This window comes from Eoetvoesiella sp., from assembly GCF_035555955.1.
In the GTDB taxonomy this organism is placed as follows: domain Bacteria; phylum Pseudomonadota; class Gammaproteobacteria; order Burkholderiales; family Burkholderiaceae_B; genus Eoetvoesia.
In genome coordinates this window covers 75,305-97,318 of the sequence record NZ_DATMGA010000028.1, presented here as the reverse complement: position 1 = coordinate 97,318, position 22,014 = coordinate 75,305, and the positions used below count along the sequence as shown (strand labels likewise).

Sequence of the window (22,014 nt, the reverse complement as noted above, 5' to 3'; positions counted from 1 at the left end):
CACCAGTTCGCAGCCAGGGCTTTGCACAAGGCGCCCGGCCGGAATCGCCGCGCATCGCGCACAATCCCCGTCCCGCTCCCGATTCTCTTTATAATCGCCGCATGACGACAAAGATACTTATAGTGCGCACCTCGTCCCTGGGCGACCTGGTACACATGCTGCCGGCCATTTCCGACATTGCCGCGCATGTGCCGCAAGCGCAGATCGACTGGATCGTCGAAGAGGCCTTCGCTGAAATTCCGGCGTGGCATCCGGCTGTGCACGAAGTCATTCCCGTGGCCCACCGGCGCTGGCGCAAGCAATGGTGGTCGGCCCGCAGCCGCGCCGAGCGCGCCGAGCTGCGCGCCAATCTCAAGGCGCGCCAGTACGACGTCGTGCTGGACATGCAGGCTTTGATGAAATCCATCTGGCTGGTGCGCCAGACCAAAGGGCTGCGCCATGGCCTGGACATCCGGTCGGCGCGCGAACCCCTGGCCTCGTTCTTCTACAACGTGAAGCACCGGGTCAAGTTCTGGCAACCCGCGGTGACCCGCCAGCGCGAACTGGCCGCCGCCGCCTTCGGCTACACCTACCAGGGCGAGCCCGATTTCGGCCTGCAGAGCTTTACCCGGAACACGGCCATCGAACCCTATGCCGTCATCATGCCCTCTGCCAGCCGCGACGACAAACTCTGGCCCGCCAGCGACTGGCAGGCTGTGTTCGACAGTCTGGAAAAGCACGGCCTGACGCTCAAGCTGCTATCGGGCAACGCCAACGAAACCATGCGGGCCCAGGCGCTGGCCTCCGGCCGCCCCCTTGCCGAAGTGCTGCCGCGCATGAGCCTGACCGACACCGCCCGCGTACTGGCCAGCGCCAGCATCATGGTGGGCCTGGACAGCGGGCTGACCCATTTGTCGGCGGGCCTGGGCCGCCCGACCATCGGCATCTACAAAGCCTCGACCCCCGTGCGCACCCCCTTGCAAGGGCCCGGCTACACGGCCAGCCTGGGCGAGCGCGACCGCGCCCCGTCGGCCCAAACGGTACTAAGCGCCATCGAACAGGCACTGCCCCGCAAAAACCGAGAGTCCGTTTTTTGAACCGCTTTCTCTACAACCTCTCCATTCGCGCCTTGTCGCCGGGCCTGATCGTCTGGATGAGCCTGCGCGCGCGCCGCGCCGGCGGCCACTGGGAGGTCTTGTCGGGGCCGCGCTTCGGCTATTATCCGCAGCCTTCCCGGCTACGCAACCCCATATGGGTGCACGCGGTCAGCCTGGGCGAAACCCGCGCCGCCCAGCCGCTGGTGCAGGCCTTGCTCGACCAGGGTGACCAGGTGCTGCTTACCCACATGACAGCCACCGGCCGCGCCGAGGGCGCGCGCATATTCTCCGACGCCATTGCCCGGGGCCAACTGGCCCAGCAATGGATGCCCTACGACTTCACCGGCAGCGTGCGGCGTTTCCTGGAACACTACCAGCCCAGCATCGCCGTGCTCATCGAACGCGAGATCTGGCCCAACATCATTGCCGCGGCGCGCCGCATGAATATCCCCATCATGCTGGCCAGCGCGCGGTTTTCCGACAACTCGCTGCGCCAAAGCCTGCGCGCCGGCCGCGTCATGCGCGAGGCCTACGAAAGCCTGCAGGCGGTGTACGCGCAATCGTGGCTGGATGCCCAAAGGCTGGAACAGGCCGGCGCCCCCGCCGTGCGCGTGTCGGGCAATTTCAAGTTCGACGTATCCATTCCCATGGACCAGGTCGAACGCGGCCGCGCCTTCGCCGCCGCCCTGCACCGCAAGGTCGTTGCCATCGCCAGCACGCGCGAAGGCGAGGACGAGCTCTTCATCCAGGCGATTTCCAAGCACCTGAAACGCGCCAGCGCGCAAAGCAACGAGCTCGACCCGGAAATCCTGTTCCTGCTGATCCCCCGCCATCCGCAGCGTTTCGACGAAGTGGCCGGCCTGCTGGCCAAATCGGGCCTGCCTTTCGCGCGCCGCTCGGAACTGGCCGCCGACCACTGCGGCACAACATCGTCCAGCGTGCGCGTGTGCAACCATGTTGCCGTGCTGCTGGGCGACAGCCTGGGCGAAATGCCCCGCTACTACGCCACCAGCCAGGTCGCCATCGTAGCCGGCAGCTTCCTGCCGCTGGGCGGGCAAAACCTTATAGAAGCCTGCGCCATCGGCACACCGGTAGTGGTGGGCCCGCACACCAAGAACTTCGAGCAGGCCGTGGCCGACGCCATCGATGAAGGCGCCGCCCTGCGCTCGCCCACCCCCGACGCCGCCCTGCAACTGGCGCTGCAACTGCTGAACGACCCGCCGCGCCTGAATAAAATGAGCCAGGCCGGCACGCACTGGGTGCAAAAACACACAGGCGCCGTCGCCCGCGTAGTAGCCGGCCTGAACGAACTGAAAAGCCTCAAGCGCTAGGCGCAATCAATCTTCTAGAACACCCACTGCGCGTTCACGCGCACGCCGTGGTCGCGCGAGCCGACGGCGAACTGGCCCGCGTAGCCCAGCGACAGACTGGCGCGCCTGGAAATCCGGCCTGTCACAGCCAGATCCAGCGACCAGGCCTTGCGTGCAATGGGCAGGCCATGCGAAGTAAATTCGCGGCCCGCGCCGTGGCTGAAACGTTGGTCAGCCGCCACCCGCCCGGCGCCGCTGGCGTAGTGCCACGCCAATTGCGCTTGCAGACGCCACTGGCCCTTGCCTGTATTCACGGACTGCTCCAGGCGCAGCCCCAGGGTGGAAAACAATACCGAATGCCGAGCCGGAGACACCGACAAGGCAGCCGCACCGCCGCTCTCGTCGAACCCCTGCGCGCGCGTGCGCAAGTAAGCCAAGCGCACGAACGGCTCCAGTATCAACGGATCAGGGTGATCGCGCGGACCCGAAGCGGCCGCGCTTACTCGAGGCTCCGGCACCAACGAATCGGGGCGACCACCCAGGTCGCCCCGATCGAGTATCGCCATGTTTTCCTCACGCGCGGAAGGCGGGTGCTGCACCTTGGACAACCACATGGGCCAGCCCGCTTCGGCAAAGACCTGCACGCTACCCGCCCGGTACCGGCTACTCAACGAGTCGCTGAAATTTCCAAACGCCACCTGACGCCGGCTTTTAACGGCATGCCAAGTATGCGCCACACCCACCGCCAACCGCAGCGGCTTCCACCCCCCCGACGCCGCAAATCCCAAATGCGTGCTTTGCACCGTGGCCGAAGCGCGCCCGCCGTCCAACGGCATATCTCCGAAAAACGCGGCGCCGCGTTCAACGCCGCCGCTTCCGGCGCGATCCAGCCGCGCGTGCTGGACACCCAAGTAGCCGCCCAGGCGCCACCCAGAACCCATATCCCGGTTGCCCCCCAGCACTACGCCGTGCAGCGAACGACTGTCGCCCGGCACGCCCTCTACGCCATCGCGCGTTGCCGAAGAATAAAACCCGCGGCTCCAGAGCCCGGTTTCGTACGCATTGCCAAGGGCTGCTTCTCGTACAAAACGGCTGTCGTCCATCAGCCCGGACAGCACCGAGGCCGACCAGCTTCCCGACAACTGCCGCAAAGCATCGCGCGCCGCCGGCCTGTCCAGCACCAGCAGTTCGTCGTACAAGACCGGTTCCGGCCCGCCCTCCGAACCCGGCTCCTCGCCTTCGATGACCTCGGCCACCTCGGTTTCGTCCGGCGTTTCGGCCACGTCGTCCAAAGGCGTTTCGTTGCGCAGCAAGGTCAGCGTAACGGCATCTTCCGCGTAGGAAAGCTGCGGAGTCAAAAAGGCAAAATCCACCGGCGCCAAAACGGCATCGAAGCGCGTGCCGTCCAGCCCGCCTTCGGCCTTGAGCAAGGTATAGCTGGTGCTGGCCCGCCATAGGCCGGCTTGCGCCAACGCCATCACGTCGCCAGCCAGCATCGCCTTGCCGCTCGCCCATACCGCATCGCCCGCGCCGTCCGGCGCCACCTCCACTTCAAAGCGCGAACCCGGCTCGAAGCGCAAATCACCGCCCACCCTCAACGTGCCGATGCTGTTGCCCGGCGCCAGCGTGCCGCCCGCCATGATTTCGGCGCCGCTTACCATGCCGCCCCCTTCCAGCCGCGCACCCGCGCCCACCGACACCGCGCCGCCAAACATATCATTGACAGCCAACGTGCCCTGCTCTACCAGGGCCCCGCCCGTATACCCCAAGGCGTCGCCCGTGATGTTCAGGCGCCCCGCCCCCTGCTTCACAAACGGCGCATCCCCCTGCAGCAGGCCTGCATGAACCGCCTGACCATCCGCCACCGACCAGCGTAGTTTGTCGGCGTGTTCCGGCGCCGCCACCGGCCCATACGAACCCGGCGACGCCCAATCCTCCACCCGCAGCGCCGCAATGTGCAGCGGCGACGCCATCACCACCCCCGGCGCATACTCCAGCTTGCTGCCCGTAGCCGCCTGCAGCGAAGCCCATCCCCAGGCGCTGTCACTGCGCGCCTGCAAAGTCCCCTGCAACAAAAACGTCGCTCCCGAATACGTGTTCGCGCCCGACAGTGCCAGGGTTCCCGCACCCAGCTTCATCAAGCCCTGCGTCGAACCCGGCATATTGCTGATAACGCCGCCAAAATACGCCTTTGCCTCTTCATGCGTGTTGACCACAGCGGCACTGCCGCCGATGGAGTAATCGGCATGCGACTCGAATTGCGCATCGGCAATATGCATGACCCCAGAAAACACAAAAGGCGCTTCGGGTTCCCCCGATAGCGCCTTGCCAACAACCATGCCGTTCACATTGTCGGGCGGCGGCTCCGCCAGCCCCTCGAACAACGACCCATGCCGCCGTAAATCGATCAAGTATGGCAGCGCCTGCGCCTCCGCCATCGCGACAAACCCACAATTCAACACGCAGGCAGCCGCAAACGCCCGAACCGCCTGCCGTATTCCTTCCCAGACTGGATCTGCGGGAATTTCCTCCCACGCTGCCCCACCTTCCCCGGTCGCAGCCCCTCCACGGGCAGGCCTCAAGGCCCAGGCCGACAAAACAGCCCAATCCCGAAGACTCCGGTACCGCCCCCGGCCACTATTTCCCACCCACGACAACTTCTCCAGCCACGGCGACATCGACAATTGATCAATCATTGTTGTTTCCTCCGATGGATAAATAAGTCACGTTTGTGACAGTCGGATTATGAAACAAAATGAATAATTTTGATATATATTCAATAACTAACGCAATGCGGGCTTGTGCATACACACGCACAACACTAAACAAACGTCGCGCTGGAAACACCAAAGCGCTTGCTTAACGCACGAACCTGACGAATATTGAGTTCACGCTTCCCGGCAAGAATTTCAGAAACAACTCCTTGGCTGCCGACTTCAGGAAGATCGGTTTGCCTCAAGCCGTGTTGCCGCATCAGAAACTTCAAAGCTTGAATACCATTAGTCTCGGGCAACGCGTGGTGCTCGGCCTCGTAGTTTTCGATCAAATCGCCAACAATATCGACCAAGCCCATGGCCGGATGGCTTTCGTCGCCCTGTGTTTCCTCCAGCAAGGCCTCAAGAACCCCCACCAAATGCGCATAGTGCGCCTCATCTCTGATGGGCGTTATATCGGTAGCTTTACGGAAATGCTCCCAGGCAGGAAGCAAGCGCTTCATGTCAACATGCGCATTCATGTTTTCCAGGCCCCTTTCTCATAATCCCGGTGGGTAAGAACTGCCTTGACGTAAACAATCTGCTTTTCAAAGCGGATGTAAGCGATCAGACGATACTTATTACCGCCTATATTGAATACCACCAGCTCACCCACTTTATCCACGGTATTAAAAGCCGCCGTCAGAGCTGCCCAATTAGCGAATGAGTTCTTTTCGATTATCCGGCGCCAGCCCTGCAGAACAGTCGCCGCGCCGGGCTGTTTTGCGCTGAAGGCCCTTAAGGCACGATTGCTGATCACTCTCATTTCAAATTTTATCTCAAAATGAGATTGAGTGTGCAACGGCATTGCCGCATTCCTATTGGCTCAGCCAACAGGACGAGCCCGGCGCAGCAAATATCGCATCGATTCGCACTCATTTCGAGATCCAAAGCCAAAGGGATACCAATATAGACAATGGAGCAGCGACTTAACCGCTGAATGAGTGCAAAAAGTCTTGCGGAAAAATACCCAGGTTATTTCAGATCAAACAACCCCGGCTGCGCCGGCGGGTAGGTGATGCACAACCCATCCACACGCGCGAACGGGGTCAGGGTATGCGGTTTGGGCTCTTGCGGCCCGATAATGTCGCGCACGGCGACGCCCCGCAACAGCAGCGCATCGCCGATCAACGAACGATGGCAGCGCCAGGGAACAGCTTCGGCGCACATCAACGCGCAGCACTCTTTGGCCGCAAGCGCCGCAACCTGATCCACGTTCCCGGAAAACTCGGCCGACTGCATGTAGTCGGCATAGCCCCGGAACGAAAGATTATGCCAACCTCCATTCGGCGAGTCCGGCAAAGCATGCCGCAAACCGCCCAGCCCGGGAAAATGCGTATAGGCAATTCCCGCCTCGGCCAGCGTGTCTGGGAGCGTCTCCTTGTTGAACTGAGGATTATGACGCGAACGCGGCACCGTGCGCACGTCCAGCACGCGCCCAACGCCATTGCGCCGAAGAAGATCGATAAACACATCCGCCGGCCGGTTCGAATGCCCTATCGTGAAAATAAAGGGAGCCAAGCGGCACAGCCTATTCCTGAAACACCTCTTCCAGCGTTTCAGCATCCAGAATATTCAGCGACCAGGTTTCCAGCTGCGCAGACGTGGCGGCTTTCAGACGCTGCTCAGCCTCGTCAGGCAGAGGGCCGAACTTGCGGGCAAGCAGCCGCTTCAGCAGGACAAGCTCGCCTTCTTGTCGACCTTCTCTTAGACCTTCTTTTAAACCTTCGCGCCGTCCTTCCTGGCGCCCTTCCTGCAGTCCCTCCTGTACCCCTTCCATTTTCCACTGATGTGTCCACGATCGTGATTGGTCTGCCAACATATCGGTAATCTCCAGTAAATCGTCCACGGGCGGCACCTGCACCTGCGGCAACGCGCGAGGCAGCAACACGTGGCGCGTCCAGCTTACGAACGCACGGCGCAATTCGCGGTATTGCGATCCTTCAGTACAGTTATACACGGTTTGAATGAGTTTTTGTACATCCTCCAGGCCCCGGTTGTGCTCCAGGCGGAACAGCAGCGCCGCCAAGTTATCGCCGGGCAAGCCGCCTTGTTCCACCAGTTGCCCTTCATCCACCAATAAATACCGCAACGTAGGCTGGTAGGCCTGCAACCCCGGCGGCGCTGGCTCAATGAGATCGGCCACATCGATGGCGGCGCTCCAGCGCGGCACACCGCTGTACAGCACCAGCGGCAGCACCGCCGGCAAGGCCGTGGGCAACAGGCCCGGCTCGCGCCGCAACAGCGTTTCGTACAGCAGGCCTCGGTAGGTCAGCATGCGCAGCGCCATGGCATGGTCGTTGTTCGACTGGTGTTCCAGCATCAACAGCAAAAACAACGCCTGCCCGTCCCGGCGCGGAATGCGCCAGACGCAATCGCCCTGGCGCTGGCGCAGCTTGTCGGAAATGTAATCGGTAGGCAGCGCTTGAAGGCCGTCCCAATCCAGGGCCTCCAGCCAAGGGCCGCTCACAATGCCCTGGAACAAGCCTCGTACCAGGTGCGGGTTGTGGAACAACAGGCGGTAGCTGGCGTCGTGCTTGTTCATGCCGGATCCTACGCGTAATGAATGCAAGCACTATAAGAAAGAACCGACCAGGCTACCCCACCCAGTGAATGCAAATATCACTGCGCAAAACTACGGCATCGGCGACAAAGAAAGTGGGCTGACCCGTGAAACAGCTACGCATGCTCAGGCTCCAGCAGAAAATCGACATGGACGGCATCGTAGGGAAACTCGATTTGGCCGGTTGGCGTTTTATTCAGCACGCCTCCATTCAGCAAAATATGGACGTCGCCGTGCACGGCCTTTACGTCCCGGTCAACCCGCCGCGCGATCTCGCGGATGGACATTGGCCCTGCTCCAGTCATGGCACGCACAATCTCCCAGCGGCGCTGGTTCAGGGTTTCCCACATCGAATCGACAGAAGCAAAGGTAATAAAAGCGCCTTGCGGCTTGCCACGCACGGCCTCTTTAAGCCGCGCCTTGACGGAGTCAACCGATTCGACGCCAATCGTCACAGTATTCACAACTTGCGGCTCCAGTTTTCCACATCGCACCAAAAATCATCAAGCAACTTATCCATATCAATAAAATGATACGGTACTTCGCTATTGCCGATATGCTTATGATCACCTTTACCGGCCTCATTGTCGTAGCGCAAAACACATACGCCTTCCACAACGAATGCCAAGCGATACTTTAATGAGTGGTTGCTACCCGGCAAACTTGCAGGAACCTCCCATATAACAATATCGACCAGCCCAGTCGCCGATAAATTATGGCGCTGCCTAAGAAGCTGCTTAGCCTTTGTCAAGGATTATGTGTCCGTTGAAAATTGTTGTCAATATGACAACAACTATAGGACATCCCGTAGCTCCGCTACCCTTCCCAGTGAATGCAAATATCACTGCGCAAAACTACGGCATCATTGAGGAACCAAGTGACCTGCCAGCGATTAACGATTAACGATTAACGATTAACGATTAACGATTTTCGCCCATTGGTCGACGATTTCCTGGCGCTTCGCCGCGAAATACTCCCAATCCAGCGATTGCAGCTCCTGCGCGGGCGGCACGATCGCGGCCACTTCGGCAGGAACGGCGGCCTTGGTGTTCACCGGGCGGCCGCCGCCGAACTTGGCGAATGCCTCCTGGGCCTTTACGCCGAACATATGATTCAGAAAAGCCTCGGGGGCATCGCCTCCGGTCGAGTTCACGACACGCGTCACACTCATGGGCAACGAGTAGGCCCCTTCCTTCGGCAGGCAAAAGCGCAAATCCTTGAGGTCGGGATCACGCTGCATGGCCAGCACGTTGCCGCTGAAATACGGCGTGGCCCAGATCGCTCCGGTTTTAAGCCAACCCACGGCAATACTTTCCTGATCCCAAAGCCCAGGGCCGCTGCTTCGAATTTGATGCATCAGCTCCATTCCGCCGGCCGGGTCACGTAAACTGCCCCCCTTGAGCTTGGCCATCGCGTCCAGGGTATACACCGAGGAGTTATAGGTAATATTCGGCGCCGACACATGGCCTTTCAAATCGCTACGCAGCAAATCACCCCAGCCGGTAAGCGGCTCTTTGATGTACTTGCTGTTGTAGGCAATTCCCCAGGAACCGTAGGTCACTGGCGCAGCCAGATCGCCGACAGGGCGCGGCACGTGGGGATCGAAAGAGGCCAGATTGGGAATTCTGGTAACGTCGAGCTTGGTCACCAGGCCGGAACGCGCAATCAGCGGAAGCAGCACGTCGGTGAATACGCCCACGTGCAGATTGGGCCGATTGCGATTGGCCTGCATCTGCGTGAACCTGGCGTTATCGAACGACTCGATAATCTTGACAGAGCTGGCGTACTGGTAGGTATCCAGGTAGCCGTGCCGGAAGTTCGACCCAAGCAACCCCGGGTACCACCCCACGGCGATGCGCTCCATTTCAGCGGCACGGGCGGAAAGCAGAGGCAGCCCGGCGGTGGCCAGCAAGCTACCAGCGGCCAATATTCTGCGGCGATTCAAGTCGATGGTCATGTTGTGCTCCATTATGGTTATAAGACGAGCGGCCAGCGCAAGAACAAAAAGTTCAAGCGCCCGCGCTGCCCAGGTGCTTGAGCCAGCCCAAGCGGTCGATAATGACGGCGATCAGCAACCCGAATACCACCAATATTGTGGATACAGCGGCCACGACAGGGTCGTTGACATCGTAGAGATACTTGTAGATGGCGACCGGCAGCACGATCTGCTCGGACTGCGTCACAAACAGGCTGACCGTGAATTGATCCATCGAGATGATGAACGCAAAAATGGCTCCCGATACAATTCCCGGCACCAGTGAAGGCAAGATCACGTGACGCAAGGTGTAATGCGGCTGCGCCCCCAGCATTTCGGAAGCATCCAGCAACGATTGCGGCAAACCCAGCACACTGGTCAGCAGCGCCCGAAACATGAACGGGTACACCAGCAGCACATGCGAGATCAGCAAGCCGGTAAAGGTATCCATCAGGTAAATGCGGTTGAAGGCGTACAACAGCGCAATCCCGATGATGAGCGCGGGCACGATAAGCGGCGACAACAGCGCAAACTCCAGCACGTCGCGCAACAAACCACGGCGCAGCCGACGAAACGCCATGGCCGAGGGAATCGCGAATGCCGTGGCAATCGCCGTGGCCAGCACGGCCAGCACGACACTGCGCAGGGCCGGCACACCGAACTGCCCCGATGCCCATGCCGCTTTGTACCACTGCAACGAAAAGCCGTGAGGAGGAAAACTGAAATACGATTTATCGCTGAAGCTGAACAGGACGACGATAACCAGCGGCAGCAACAAAAACAGGTACACCAGCACAGCACTGGCATTGGTCATGAAACGAGAAGCGGAGCGGGTACTCATGGCGGATTACCTGCCTGACAGACGTTTTTGAATAAAGTACACGACCAGCACCGTCACCATCAGGATCAGCGATAGAGCCGTCGCCCGGGGCAGGTTGAACAGCACCAAGGCATCTGTATATACACTGACGGAAATGTATTTGATGGCCGTGCCGCCCAGAATCAGGGGCGTGACGAACGCCCCCAACATCAGGCTGAACACCAGCACGCTGCCAGCAATCAGGCCAGGCATGGCCAACGGCAGGGTAATCGTGAAAAACTTGCGCAGCTCCGTCGCGCCAAGAATATCCCCCGCCTCCAGCAAACGCCGGTCGATCCCCATTAGCGACGTTGCCAACGACAAAATCATGAAAGGCAGGAATACTTGCGTGCCGCCGATGATCATGCCCAGGTAATTCCCAGTCAGCGCCAGCGGTTCGTCAATGAACCCCGACGCCATCAGGATATCGTTGATCAGGCCCTTGCGCCCAAGAATCAGCAGCCACCCGTATGTGCGAACCACCGTATTCACCAGCAGCGGCGCCGCCACAAGAAAATACAGCACGCCGCGCCATCTGGGCGAAGCGTTCGTGATCACAACCGCCACGGGGAACCCCAGCACCGCGCACAGAACCGTAACCGCCGCCGCGCTCATGAACGTATTGGCGAACAAGGTCAGATTGGCCGGCTCGGTAAACAGCCCGATGTAATTGGCCAAGGTAAAGCCCGGCAAAATCTGGCCGAAGCTGGAATGCCGAAAACTGATCACCACCATGTCCACCAGCGGCAGGACCATTACCCCCACCACTAGCAGAATTCCGGGCAGGACAAGAACCAGCCAAAGAGGCAAAGCCCGGTTTCCCTTCATGCTGCCGACGGTTGCTGCGGCCATAAGCGCTACCCCTTCGCCACCAGAGCGCAACGATCCACCCGTACGCGCACGGGCTGGCCAAGCATCGTTGCCGCGTGAACAACCCCGAGCGAACGAACTTTAATCTCCTGCCCGCCCGACAGGGCAATACGATACAAAGTGGTGCCGGTTTGCTGGGCGACTTCGGCGATGACGCCCGGCAGCGTCGACGCATCGGCGTCTGTCGTCAGGCTGGCGCCCTCAGGGCGCACGGCCACCCGCGCGGCTCCCCCGGCATGGTCGAGTTCACACTTGATCATGCCGTCACCCAACATCAAGCAACACACGGCCGGATCGTACTCACCCTCAATAAACGACACATCGCCGACAAAATCCGCCACGAACTCGCTGGCCGGCTCCAAGTAGATTTGCTCCGGCGTATCGAGCTGCTCGATTTTGCCCGCCCTCATGACCGCGATACGATCCGACATATAAAGCGCTTCTTCCTGGTCATGGGTCACGAACAGGAAGGTCGAGCCTGTTGAACGATGGATATGCTTCAATTCGGTCTGCAACTGTCGGCGCAGCTTCAGATCGAGCGCGCCAAGCGGCTCGTCGAGCATCAGCACCGAAGGGCGCGTGGCCAGCGCACGCGCCAGAGCCACACGCTGCTGCTGGCCACCCGACAACTGGCCAGGCTTGTGCCGTCGCACGTGGGGAAGCTGAATCAATTCCAGCATCTCCTGCACGCGCGCGTTGATCGTGGCGCGGTCCACCTTTTGCGCGCGCAGCCCATAGCCGACGTTCTCCTCGATGGTCATGTGGGGAAAAAGAGAATACTGCTGGAACACCATGCCCAGCCGACGCTGACGCGGAGGAAGATGCGTAACATCCTTGCCGTCGATGACAATGGAGCCCGAATCCGCTGTTTCCAAGCCCGCGATCATGCGCATCAGCGTCGTTTTACCGCAGCCGCTGGCCCCCAGCAAAGTCAGAAACTCGCCCTCGCGAATATCCAGGTCGATATGATCGGCCGCCAGGGTCGCCCCATAGCGCTTGTACAACTGGCGGACGGAAACTTTGGCTTTGCTCATAGCGCCCTCACTGGCTTCCACCGGTGGGCTCCACCAAAGTTTCATCCGTATGGTAGGACGGCTTCTCGTAATAGTGCCGGCCATCATACATTTCGATAAGCAGGCAACGGGTGTGGGCAAGGGTAGGCCCATGCGGACTATCCTTCGGGTTCATATAAAAGTCACCCGGGCGCAGCAGCAGGCCCGTTGTTGAATACTCATACTCGCCCTCGATACAGTACATGAACTGGTTGGAGGCATGGGTATGCCGCACGGGGATGCCGCCCCCTTTCTCAAACTCGAGCAAAGCAATGCTGGCGCCGGTCTCGGGATGCACCCAGTACAGGTACTGGCGCAGCCCTATGTCGGGAAAGTCTAGCCAGCGCTCGGGATCCAGGTCTTTGGTAGTGACAAGCACCTCGCCAACCGGCGAGTTGATATGAATACGGTGGTCTTTAGTCATGGCGCGAACAAGAATTCATCAAGGCTCCGAGTGCACAGATGAATGGCTATTTGAAAACGTGGATAGATGGTCAGTCATGGCGCGAATCGCGGCCTCGGCATCGCGCGCGGCGATGGCGTCGAGAATGCTTTGATGCTGAGTAATGACCTGGCCATACTCTTGGTGGCCGGATAACGGCAAGTACCACAACAGCATCGAACGATGATGGATGTTCTCCACCAGCTCGCCCAAAACCGGATTGCGGGCAAAACGCGCAAGCGACTGGTGAAACAAATGATCGAGCATCACCAGCCCCTCGCGATCGGAGGCTTTCAATAATGCGGGCCCTTGCGCCATTCGCTCATTGAGTTCCGCAATCTCGGCATCGCTGGCGCGCGCGCTGGCCAGGCGAACCACCGTCGTCTCCAGCGGGATGCGCGCTTCGATCAAATGCTCGATATCCTCGGGCGACCAGACCCGCACCAACGCCCCCTTGCGCGGGCGGATCTCCACTAGGCCATCGGACTGTAAGCGATGCAAAGCCTGATGGATAGGCGCACGGCTGAATCCAATGCTTTTGACCAGCCCCAACTCGTTGAGCCAGGTGCCCGGCGGCAGCTCCATGCTCAGGATTTTCCATTTCAGGACGCGATAAGCATCGTCGGTCAGCAAGCCTGCATCCTTCCCGGGGTGAGACGCCTGATGTGTCAAGGAATCGGACGAGCGTGAAATCGAAGACATGGCGAACAAGCCGGAATAGCGACATGAAAAATATAGGGCAAATAATGTAATAGATCAAGTGATAGATCACAATAGAGTGAAAACCACCCTACTGGTCATCCAATGCAAAGATGGCAAACCTCCGTTACCGAGAATCCCGCGCCAACTGCCTGACGCCGTCTATCAGAGACTGTCCCAGCGGATCGATTGGCCTGTCCTTCAGCGCTACCACACCTATGGGCGCCCTGACCGCCGGCAGCGCCAGATCCAACTGCGCCAGCATGGGTCTCAACGGATTGAACGACCAGACCGACCAAGTAGAAAAACCCACATAATTGCCTGCGCCGATCAAACCATGCATGACTGCGGCGGACAGTGTTTCCATCGTCGGCCGCGGCATCGGAATGCTTCCTTGACCCAGCGCACGCTGAATATGGTCGTGAAAAAAGGAGCCAGCCGGCGGAAGCACCCAGGCCTCATCCTTCAAGTCGGAAAATTTCAGCTGTGCGCGACCAGCAAGGGAATGATTCCGGTTGGCGATAATGCATAACGTATCTTCGTACAGTGTCTCGAAAGTAAATGCGGAATCTTGTGTGTCGCGAGGTATTCGTGACATAAAAAGATCGATCCGCCTGGCTTTCAGGGCGGTTGCCAATACCTGCTCCGACGCCTCAAGAACAGAAACCTCGATCCCTGGGTACTGATCATGCAACTGCTTCAAGGCGACTGGCAATATCCCGCTGGCCGGCAAGGGCACCGTCCCCACGTGAAGCACTTTTTGCGCACCGGTGGACACCGCCGTTATCTCATCAACGGCAAGCTTGATTTCGCCGAAAATGGCTCTTGACCGAAGAATGAAATTGATGCCGTGCGGAGTCGGCTGCACCCCCTGTGGAGTACGGTCGAACAACCTGACGGCCAGGGCCTCTTCCAGGCTGGCGATTGCGTTGGTAATTGCGGGTTGGGACACATGTATTGCGCGCGCCGCGCCATGAAAGCTGCCACAGTCCGCCACAGCCAACAGTATCCTCAACTCGCGCAATTTAAGCCGCCTGGGCAACTGATCGTACAAATCATCGGTCATGGAAGACGCCTCAAGCAGGTAATAACCGCCTGATTATCGCATGACGGAAAATCTTAGTACCCATCGAGACGACCGCTCACCTAGAATGCTCGAAAGAGAGCTCCCCACCCGCGCAGCAAACATGGTCGAGAGCGCAAACAACCATCTCGATAATAATCAGTCAATAAATAACGACTAACATCAGGAGACAAACCATGATGAACGGCACAACAGCCAAAGCCCGTACCCCTGAAAGACTCCCGGGTCAAACAGGGGCGAAACACGCTCGCTCCATACTGCAACGCACTGTCGGCAAATTCGCGGGAATGGCTGTCTTGGCATGCGCAGCATCGTTTGCCTGCGCCACGGCGGCCCAGGCTCAGGCCCAAGACGCTCTGGAAAAAACGGAGATCAATATCGGCGTTGGCCCAGGATGGGGCGCTGGCGGCCACGCCATCATTGCCGCACACAACGGGTATTTCAAGGAAGAAGGTTTTACAAAGGTAAACCTGAAAACTTTCCCTGCCGGGATGATGCAGCTTGAAGCCATGGTTTCAGGCGCCGTGGACGTCAGCAACCCCACCCAGGCCCCGGTGTTGACCCTGCGCAGCAACGGCCTGCCTGTGGTGGTACTGGCCAGCCTGGCTATCGTGGATCGCACCATGGGCGTCGTGGTGCGGAGCTCGGCAGGCATTACCACTCCCAAACAACTAGAGGGAAAGAAGATCGGGCTGCTCAAAGGCTCGGGCGCCGAACAAATGCTGCAACTGCTTTGCACTCGATACAACGTGGATTGCGCCAAGATACAGATCACCAACCTTCCTCCTCCAGCTCAAATGGCCAGTCTGTCGAACGGAGCCATCGACGGCATGGTCACGTGGCAGCCCTGGATCCACCAAGCCCAGCAAAAGGAAAAGGTCGACCTTATACACACAGGCACAACCAGCAACTTCAGCGGCAACAGGGGCGAAGCGCAACGAATCGACTATACCCGTACCGTCCTGGCCTCGACCGCAGACTTCGTGAAGTCCAATCCAAATACTGTCAAGGCCTTGCTGCGCGCCTATATCAAGGCGCAGGCATTCATCTCCGACCCCAAGAACTACGATCAAGTCGTCGATATCTATTCGAAATTCTTTCAAGAAGACCCCAAGGTCGATCATGCCATCCTGAAAGACAATACCAACAGCCTGGCGCTCGACAAAGGGTATCTGGACGACATGGATGCGGTACTGGGCTTTCTCTCCCGCACGGGCAGGCTGCGGCGCCCTGTGGACGTCATGAAGCTGACGGATGGCGCACCGCTCGCCCAAATCGACAAAAACCTGGTCGATCTAGGCGCCAAATAAATACCTGCGCCGGAATCAGCAATAACAACAGCGGCGCCGGCACCACGCCAACAACCACCGTTCCGCGCAAGAGGATGAAAGCAATGAGCAACGGGATCCAGATCAAGCAGGTTTCCAAAACCTATCGATCCACCGACGGCCGCAACGTACCGGCCCTGCAAGACGTCGATCTAGCCATCAAGCCCAATGAGTTCGTTTGCCTGCTGGGCAGAAGCGGCTGCGGCAAGACCACTCTTTTGAACATGATCGCCGGCTTTCTCACCCCCTCGTCCGGCGAGATCTGGGTGGGTGATGAAAAAGTAACGAGTCCCGGCAAAGGCAAAGGGGTGGTCTTCCAGCAATTCGGCCTTTTCCCCTGGTTGACGGCACGCAAGAACATTCTGTTCGCCTGCAAGCAGCGCGGGCTATCTCCCAGCGAGTCATCCAGGCAGGCTGACGAACTCATCGAGCTCGTACGCCTGAAGGGATTCGAAGACAAATACCCCTACGAACTTTCGGGCGGCATGCAGCAGCGGGTTGCCATTGCACGCACCCTTGCCTTGAATCCCAAGATACTCCTCATGGACGAGCCGTTCGGCGCGCTGGACGAGCTGACCCGCCTGGATATGCAGCGGGAAATCCTGCAGATATGGGAAGCACAGAAAAAGACCGTTGTGTTCGTGACGCATAGCGTGACCGAGGCGCTGATGCTTGCCGACCGCGTCATCGTGCTCAAGCCCAATCCCGGGCGGCTTGGATCGGAATACATCATAGACCTCCCCCGTCCTCGGGAGCGCACCAACCTGCAATGCCTTGCTCTAGAAAACGAGATCCAGAATGCGCTTTCCTGATATTGCTTCAAGCAATCGCCTGCTTGGCATGGGTACCATGGCTGCCGCTCTCGCCGCCTGGCAAATTCTTTCCAAGGCCGGGCTGATTTCGCCATTTTTGTTTCCTCCTCCCAGCGATCTGCTATTGGCCCTGTACGACATTGCCACCAATGGCTTCCCCGACGGCATCGTAATCTCCATCCATATCGCCGTGACCCTGAAGCGGATAGCCCTTGGGTTTCTCGGGGCGGTATTGGTGGGCGTTCCACTAGGACTGGCAACGGGCTACTACCGCAGCATGGACAGGCTTGCCTACCCCATTGTCACGTTTGGACGGTCGATCGCCGCCATCAGCGTACTACCTTTGTTCATTGCCTGGTTCGGCATTGGCGAGTTGTCGAAAATAATGCTCATTGGCTTCGGCGCCTTCTGGATCATCGTCACCTACACCATCAGCAGCGTCAAGCTTATCGACCCCCTGCTCATCCGGGCGGCCATGTCCATGGATATGGAAACCCGGGACATTTTCCGGCAAGTGATTCTTCCCGCCGCGCTCCCGCGCATTTTCACGGGCCTGCGGGTAGCGCTTATCGCCTGTTTCACAATCATCGTAGCAGCGGAAATGATAGCCACCGTTCACGGGCTGGGTTCGCTGATCATGGAGGCACGCAACTCCTTCCGCACGGACATCACCATGGTCGGCATGCTTGTCATCGGTTTCCTCGGCCTGGCGGCCTCCAAGGCGCTGGACCTGCTGGAACAAAAGCTGCTGCCATGGAATCACCGGAGCGAATCATGACGAAAAGCCATTCGAGATTCGACCCTCGCCCCCTCGCCTACCTGCTGGCCACCATCGTCCTCATCTTCGCCGCATGGAAACTGGCACTAATCAGCAAGCTGGTATCAGAAACCGTTCTGCCCGCGCCGGCCATCGTCTTTCAATTGGCATGGCAAGAACTAAGCACCGGCAAGCTGCTTGAATACATTCAGATCAGCGGACAACGTCTTGTAGCGGGATTCTTCTTCGGCTCGCTCCTGGGCGTACTGATAGGCGCCCTCCTGGGAAGTTACCGCATCCTGCGCCTTATGTTCCTGCCTTTATGCGAAACACTGCGGCCCATTCCACCGCTTGCCTGGATTCCCCTGGCCTTGATCTGGTTCGGCATCGGTGAGGAGTCGAAAATCTTCCTCATTGCCCTGACTTCGTTCTTTCCGGTGTTCATAACCACGTTGAAGGGCGTTCAACAAATCGACTTCAACCTGCTGCGTGCCGCACGCTCGCTCGACATGAATCACCGCCAAATGTTCTTCCTGGTGACCCTGCCTGCAGCGCTACCCGACATCGTTACCGGCCTGCGCCTGGGTTGGTCGATAGGCCTGGTCGCCCTGGTCGGCGCCGAAATGATAGCCAGCACCTCGGGGCTCGGATTCCTGATCATGAATGGCATGAACAACGGTCGCTTCGATGAAGTCATCCTGGGAATACTGGTCATCGGCGCCATCAGCATCGTCACGGATCTGGCATTCATTCAGTTCAGCAAGACAAAGCTGCTGCGCTGGCATAACGGATTGGAAAAAAACGGAAATTAAATCACCATGAAGCAAAGTACTGCAACAGAAAATCGGGGTAATCACCGCCCACCCAATGTCATCCTGATCATGACGGACCAGATGCGCGCCGACCATCTCGGCTGCTATGGCCAAACGCGCATCAACACGCCGCACATCGACGCCCTGGCCCAACACGGCACCCGCTTCGACCGATGCTACGTTGCCAGCCCGGTATGCATGCCCAACAGAGCATCCATATTCACAGGGCGCCGCCCTTCCGTTCACCGTGTACGCATGAATGGCATTCCGTTGTCGCTGCAGGAAAACACCTTCGTCGAACTACTGCGGCTCAGGGGCTATAGAACGGCCCTGATAGGAAAAAGCCATTTGCAGAACATGTATGAAATGCCGCCCATGGTCAATCCACCCAAAGCGGCAGCGGGTTTGTGGATGCCCCCCGCCTCCGCCTCGGAAGCCGTACGCTACCGTCCTGGAGACGACTATGGCCAGGAACTGGCCAGCCGTTGGAACATGGATCATCCGTTACAAGTGCAGACCCCTTTCTATGGATTCGAGCACGTTCAGTTCTGCACGGAACACGGCGATCTCGTAGGCGGCCACTACCGCCATTGGCTGCAAGGCCAAGGCTACGATCCCGCCACACTCTCGGGCCCTCAAAACAGCTTGGCTCACACGTATTCCTGTCCCCAGGCCTGGCGCACCCGCATGCCGGAAGAGCTTTACCCGACCCGCTACATCGAAAACGAATCCATCCATTACCTGAAAGAGCATGCCGCCCGGCACCCCAACCAACCTTTTTTCCTGACTATCTCGTTTCCCGATCCCCATCATCCATTTACACCACCCGGACGATATTGGGACATGTACAAACCGGACGACCAAGTCGTCCCCGAATCATTTCATTGCCCCGACGACGTGCTGCCGCAGGTGCAATGGGCGCGCAACGAAAGAAGAAAACGACGCCCCTCGGATCAAAGCTTCGGCGCCTTCAATGTGCTCGAGCACGAAGCCAAGGAAGCCATCGCCCTGACCTTCGGCATGATCACCATGATCGATGATGCCATCGGCAATGTGCTGGCCACACTGCGCGAAACGGGGCAGGTCGACGACACGGTCATTATCTTTACCAGCGATCACGGAGACTTCCTGGGCGATCATTCCCTGCTGTTGAAGGGCCCGCTGCACCTGCAGGGATTACTGCGAGTGCCCTTGATCTGGCGCGACCCCCAGGCTCGGAAGAACCAGCTTCAAAGCCCGCACCTCTGCTCCAGCATCGATATCTCGGCCACCATACTCGAACGCTGCGGCATTCATCCGTACAACGGCCTGCAAGGGCGTAGCCTGATTCCCGACATCGACGCCGATCAAACGCCCAATCCGCCAAGCTCGGTGTTGGTCGAAGACGACGCGCAGGCCCCGCACCTGGGATTCTCCGTCGCACCCCGCATCCGAACCCTGATCACGGCGCGATATCGTCTAAGCATATACGGACGCACCGGACACAGCGAACTCTTCGACCTGCTGGAAGACCCTCACGAACTGGCGAACCAATGGAACAACCCCAGCTTTGCGGACATCAAAAGTCAACTGATCGAAGAGCTGGCCATGGCTGAAATGGACGCCGCGGATTTAAGCCCGTGGCCTAGATATGCGGCATGAACACGCTGGCAACGTAATGTTTCTCCGCTTGAAACCCGGCTCCGCCGGAATTATGGTGGGAGCTTGCGCACGCAATATGCCTCGTCGTCGTTGTATGCGCTTTCACTCCCACAACACCTAAAGGAGACTGCAATGCCATATCAGATTCAATCTCTCGATCCCAGAAAGACGGCCATGATCGTCGTGGATATGCAGAACGATTTCGTTGCCGCCGGCGCTCCCATGGACACGCCCGCCGCCCGCGCCATGGTGCCGAACCTGGCACGCGCACTGGATTTCTGCCGCAAGGAAGGGATCCGCATTGTCTACACGACCCATGCGCACCGACGCGACGGATCCGACGCCGGACTGTTCGACGACCTATGGCCGCCCATCGCCAGCAAGCAGGGCCTGGTCGACGAAACCGCTGGTATTGAAATCTACCCCGACCTGGCCCCGGCCCCCGGCGAGCACATCATCAAAAAGCACCGATACAGCGCGTTCTTCGGCACCGACCTGGACATCATCTTGCGCGAATGGGGCATAGAATCGGTCATCGTTACCGGCACGACCACCGAAAACTGCTGCCACGCCACAGCGCGTGACGCCATGTTCCGCAACTACCGCGTCGCGTTTCTTTCCGATGCCACCGGCACCTTCGACTACCCCGATGTCGGCTACGGCGCGATGTCGGCAGCCGAGGTTCACAAGGCAACATTGGCCATTCTTTCCGTCTCCACGGCGCATGTCATGACCGTGGACGAAATGATGGAAAAAGTGAAGATGGCGGAGCCCGTGACGGCATGAATGGCAGGGGCTGCAACGCCGCAAAGCAGCCCAGGACTGCTTTAAGGGGGATCTAGCCGCTCTTTCCGGGCGCATGGGCAACCCGCCCTTGCGCCGCCTCATCGCCGCCAATCAATAAGTCAGAGTCAGGCCGGCTGCACGATCAATCTTTCGTCCACGAATTTCCCGTCCTCGAGTACCACCTTTCCGTCGAGTTCCACGGTGCACTCGACCATCGGCATATCGATATGTCCCGCCGTATCGCGCTTGCCGCCCATGTCGGAATTCGGGCCGGTGGAGAACAGGAAATTTCCGGCAAACACGCGGCCGGAGGCGTTGATCCGGTTCTGCTGGTTTCCGTGCAGCAGTATCTGGTCCCAGTGCGCGCCGGGATGCAGTCCGAATCCTAGATGTGACACCGCATAAGGATCGATATCGTCCGCCGAGCGCTTGTTGCGGTCGAGCCAGTACTTGAAGGCCTTGGCGTCCATCCCGCCGCTGACTTCCCGGATGAAGCCGTCGCGCACGACCAGGCGTATTTCGCTTTCAACGACGCGAACGTAGGGCAGCACCCACAGGTCGCCGGGCTGAATGACCACCACGCCGTTCGCCGTTCCTTCATCCGGAAAATTGGTGATGTGGCCGGCGCCCCAGTGGTCGAAGCGGCCCGGCTCTTCGGCAAAACCGTACTGCACCTTGACCGGGAACTCTCCGCGCTTCCATTGAAGATCGGTGCCGGCCCGGTTGGTCAGCCGGATGGTGCGCGCCGCCCCCCACAATTCGGCGGCCGTCAGTACCGCGTTCTTCAGTCCCGGCGGCGACTGCAGGCGGCGCAGCTCGTCTGGATGATCAACAATGGAAAGCACCCGGGTCCCGGCCGCCCTGACCTCACGCACCCATTTGGAGAAATTGGGAAAATGAAGCGCGCACAGCAGGTCGCAAGCCTTGAGCGCGTCGAGCAGCCCGTTGGCTGACCCTATCGCATCGACGCCTATCCGGGTTCTATCGGGATTCTTGCTGATTCCGATTTCGTAGGCGTTCGCCCCCAGGTCGTTGGCCGCGGCGAACCCCGCGGCCACGTACTCCCTGGGAGAACTGGCGTCGGTCAGCAGAATGACGGTTTCGCCTTGCCTGAGGTTGCAAAGCTCAAATTCTTTACGGAATAGACTAAATAATTGAATCGTATTCGAGATTTCCATGATTCTTCCGCTTTACG

At 59.1% G+C, this 22,014-nt stretch carries 23 protein-coding genes; 8 read left to right on the top strand and 15 right to left on the bottom strand.

Going from position 1 to position 22,014, the window contains the following annotated elements; genetic code table 11:
- The first annotated feature begins 101 nt into the window (after window positions 1–101).
- A complete protein-coding gene (gene waaC, locus VNT00_RS08555) occupies window positions 102–1,076 on the top strand; it encodes a lipopolysaccharide heptosyltransferase I (protein WP_325586444.1) in 975 nt (324 codons plus the stop codon).
- Window positions 1,073–2,407, top strand: a complete 1,335-nt coding sequence (locus VNT00_RS08550; protein WP_325586443.1) for a 3-deoxy-D-manno-octulosonic acid transferase — start codon at window positions 1,073–1,075, stop codon at window positions 2,405–2,407. The genes waaC and VNT00_RS08550 overlap by 4 nt, the downstream gene beginning before the upstream one ends.
- A gap of 14 nt (window positions 2,408–2,421) precedes the next feature.
- On the opposite strand, the gene VNT00_RS08545 is transcribed toward VNT00_RS08550, so the two are convergent.
- From VNT00_RS08545 to VNT00_RS08480, 14 genes are all read right to left on the bottom strand, one after another.
- Window positions 2,422–4,797 carry an autotransporter outer membrane beta-barrel domain-containing protein gene (locus VNT00_RS08545; protein ID WP_325586442.1) on the bottom strand — a complete coding sequence of 792 codons (2,376 nt, stop codon included), beginning with the start codon at window positions 4,795–4,797 and terminating at the stop codon, window positions 2,422–2,424.
- 410 nt (window positions 4,798–5,207) lie between these two features.
- Complete coding sequence (locus VNT00_RS08540; RefSeq protein ID WP_325586440.1) at window positions 5,208–5,621, bottom strand: helix-turn-helix domain-containing protein; 414 nt, start codon at window positions 5,619–5,621, stop codon at window positions 5,208–5,210.
- Complete coding sequence (locus VNT00_RS08535) at window positions 5,618–5,947, bottom strand: type II toxin-antitoxin system HigB family toxin (protein ID WP_325586438.1); 330 nt, start codon at window positions 5,945–5,947, stop codon at window positions 5,618–5,620. Before VNT00_RS08535 ends, VNT00_RS08540 begins: the two co-directional genes overlap by 4 nt.
- Before the next feature lie 167 nt (window positions 5,948–6,114).
- Window positions 6,115–6,660, bottom strand: a complete 546-nt coding sequence (locus tag VNT00_RS08530; protein ID WP_325586436.1) for a DUF488 domain-containing protein — start codon at window positions 6,658–6,660, stop codon at window positions 6,115–6,117.
- Between the two features lie 10 nt (window positions 6,661–6,670).
- Window positions 6,671–7,684 (bottom strand): Rpn family recombination-promoting nuclease/putative transposase, encoded by a 1,014-nt coding sequence (locus VNT00_RS08525; protein ID WP_325586434.1) that lies wholly within the window; start codon window positions 7,682–7,684, stop codon window positions 6,671–6,673.
- 134 nt (window positions 7,685–7,818) lie between these two features.
- On the bottom strand, window positions 7,819–8,166 hold the full coding sequence (locus VNT00_RS08520) for an HVO_A0114 family putative DNA-binding protein (RefSeq protein WP_325586432.1): 348 nt from the start codon (window positions 8,164–8,166) through the stop codon (window positions 7,819–7,821).
- Window positions 8,163–8,453 (bottom strand): toxin-antitoxin system TumE family protein, encoded by a 291-nt coding sequence (locus VNT00_RS08515; RefSeq protein WP_325586430.1) that lies wholly within the window; start codon window positions 8,451–8,453, stop codon window positions 8,163–8,165. Before VNT00_RS08515 ends, VNT00_RS08520 begins: the two co-directional genes overlap by 4 nt.
- Window positions 8,454–8,615: 162 nt before the next feature.
- Window positions 8,616–9,659, bottom strand: a complete 1,044-nt coding sequence (locus VNT00_RS08510) for an ABC transporter substrate-binding protein (RefSeq protein ID WP_325586428.1) — start codon at window positions 9,657–9,659, stop codon at window positions 8,616–8,618.
- A gap of 52 nt (window positions 9,660–9,711) precedes the next feature.
- Window positions 9,712–10,518 carry an ABC transporter permease gene (locus VNT00_RS08505; RefSeq protein WP_325586426.1) on the bottom strand — a complete coding sequence of 269 codons (807 nt, stop codon included), beginning with the start codon at window positions 10,516–10,518 and terminating at the stop codon, window positions 9,712–9,714.
- A 6-nt stretch (window positions 10,519–10,524) separates the two neighbouring features.
- A complete protein-coding gene (locus VNT00_RS08500) occupies window positions 10,525–11,388 on the bottom strand; it encodes an ABC transporter permease (protein WP_325586424.1) in 864 nt (287 codons plus the stop codon).
- A 5-nt stretch (window positions 11,389–11,393) separates the two neighbouring features.
- Window positions 11,394–12,440 carry an ABC transporter ATP-binding protein gene (locus VNT00_RS08495; protein ID WP_325586422.1) on the bottom strand — a complete coding sequence of 349 codons (1,047 nt, stop codon included), beginning with the start codon at window positions 12,438–12,440 and terminating at the stop codon, window positions 11,394–11,396.
- Window positions 12,441–12,447: 7 nt separating this feature from the next.
- Window positions 12,448–12,882 carry a cupin domain-containing protein gene (locus VNT00_RS08490; protein WP_325586420.1) on the bottom strand — a complete coding sequence of 145 codons (435 nt, stop codon included), beginning with the start codon at window positions 12,880–12,882 and terminating at the stop codon, window positions 12,448–12,450.
- Window positions 12,883–12,900: 18 nt separating this feature from the next.
- The gene (locus VNT00_RS08485) at window positions 12,901–13,533 is read right to left on the bottom strand and encodes a GntR family transcriptional regulator (RefSeq protein ID WP_325586418.1); all 633 of its coding nucleotides are present in this window, start codon (window positions 13,531–13,533) and stop codon (window positions 12,901–12,903) included.
- Window positions 13,534–13,726: 193 nt separating this feature from the next.
- A complete protein-coding gene (locus tag VNT00_RS08480) occupies window positions 13,727–14,665 on the bottom strand; it encodes a LysR family transcriptional regulator (protein ID WP_325586416.1) in 939 nt (312 codons plus the stop codon).
- Between the two features lie 194 nt (window positions 14,666–14,859).
- Between VNT00_RS08480 and VNT00_RS08475 the strand changes: the two genes are divergently transcribed.
- From VNT00_RS08475 to VNT00_RS08450, 6 genes are all read left to right on the top strand, one after another.
- Window positions 14,860–15,993: an ABC transporter substrate-binding protein gene (locus tag VNT00_RS08475; protein WP_325586414.1), complete on the top strand. Its 1,134-nt coding sequence runs from the start codon at window positions 14,860–14,862 to the stop codon at window positions 15,991–15,993.
- Window positions 15,994–16,076: 83 nt separating this feature from the next.
- A complete protein-coding gene (locus VNT00_RS08470) occupies window positions 16,077–16,823 on the top strand; it encodes an ABC transporter ATP-binding protein (protein WP_325586412.1) in 747 nt (248 codons plus the stop codon).
- Between the two features lie 37 nt (window positions 16,824–16,860).
- The gene (locus VNT00_RS08465) at window positions 16,861–17,601 is read left to right on the top strand and encodes an ABC transporter permease (RefSeq protein ID WP_325586410.1); all 741 of its coding nucleotides are present in this window, start codon (window positions 16,861–16,863) and stop codon (window positions 17,599–17,601) included.
- Window positions 17,598–18,392 carry an ABC transporter permease gene (locus VNT00_RS08460; protein ID WP_325586408.1) on the top strand — a complete coding sequence of 265 codons (795 nt, stop codon included), beginning with the start codon at window positions 17,598–17,600 and terminating at the stop codon, window positions 18,390–18,392. Before VNT00_RS08465 ends, VNT00_RS08460 begins: the two co-directional genes overlap by 4 nt.
- Before the next feature lie 6 nt (window positions 18,393–18,398).
- Complete coding sequence (locus VNT00_RS08455; protein WP_325586406.1) at window positions 18,399–20,033, top strand: sulfatase family protein; 1,635 nt, start codon at window positions 18,399–18,401, stop codon at window positions 20,031–20,033.
- Between the two features lie 132 nt (window positions 20,034–20,165).
- On the top strand, window positions 20,166–20,819 hold the full coding sequence (locus VNT00_RS08450; protein WP_325586404.1) for an isochorismatase family cysteine hydrolase: 654 nt from the start codon (window positions 20,166–20,168) through the stop codon (window positions 20,817–20,819).
- A 125-nt stretch (window positions 20,820–20,944) separates the two neighbouring features.
- Here the strand turns inward: VNT00_RS08450 and VNT00_RS08445 are convergent, their stop codons facing one another.
- Window positions 20,945–21,997, bottom strand: coding sequence for a 2,5-dihydroxypyridine 5,6-dioxygenase NicX family protein (locus VNT00_RS08445; protein ID WP_325586402.1), 1,053 nt, complete (start codon window positions 21,995–21,997; stop codon window positions 20,945–20,947).
- Between the last annotated feature and the right edge of the window lie 17 nt (window positions 21,998–22,014).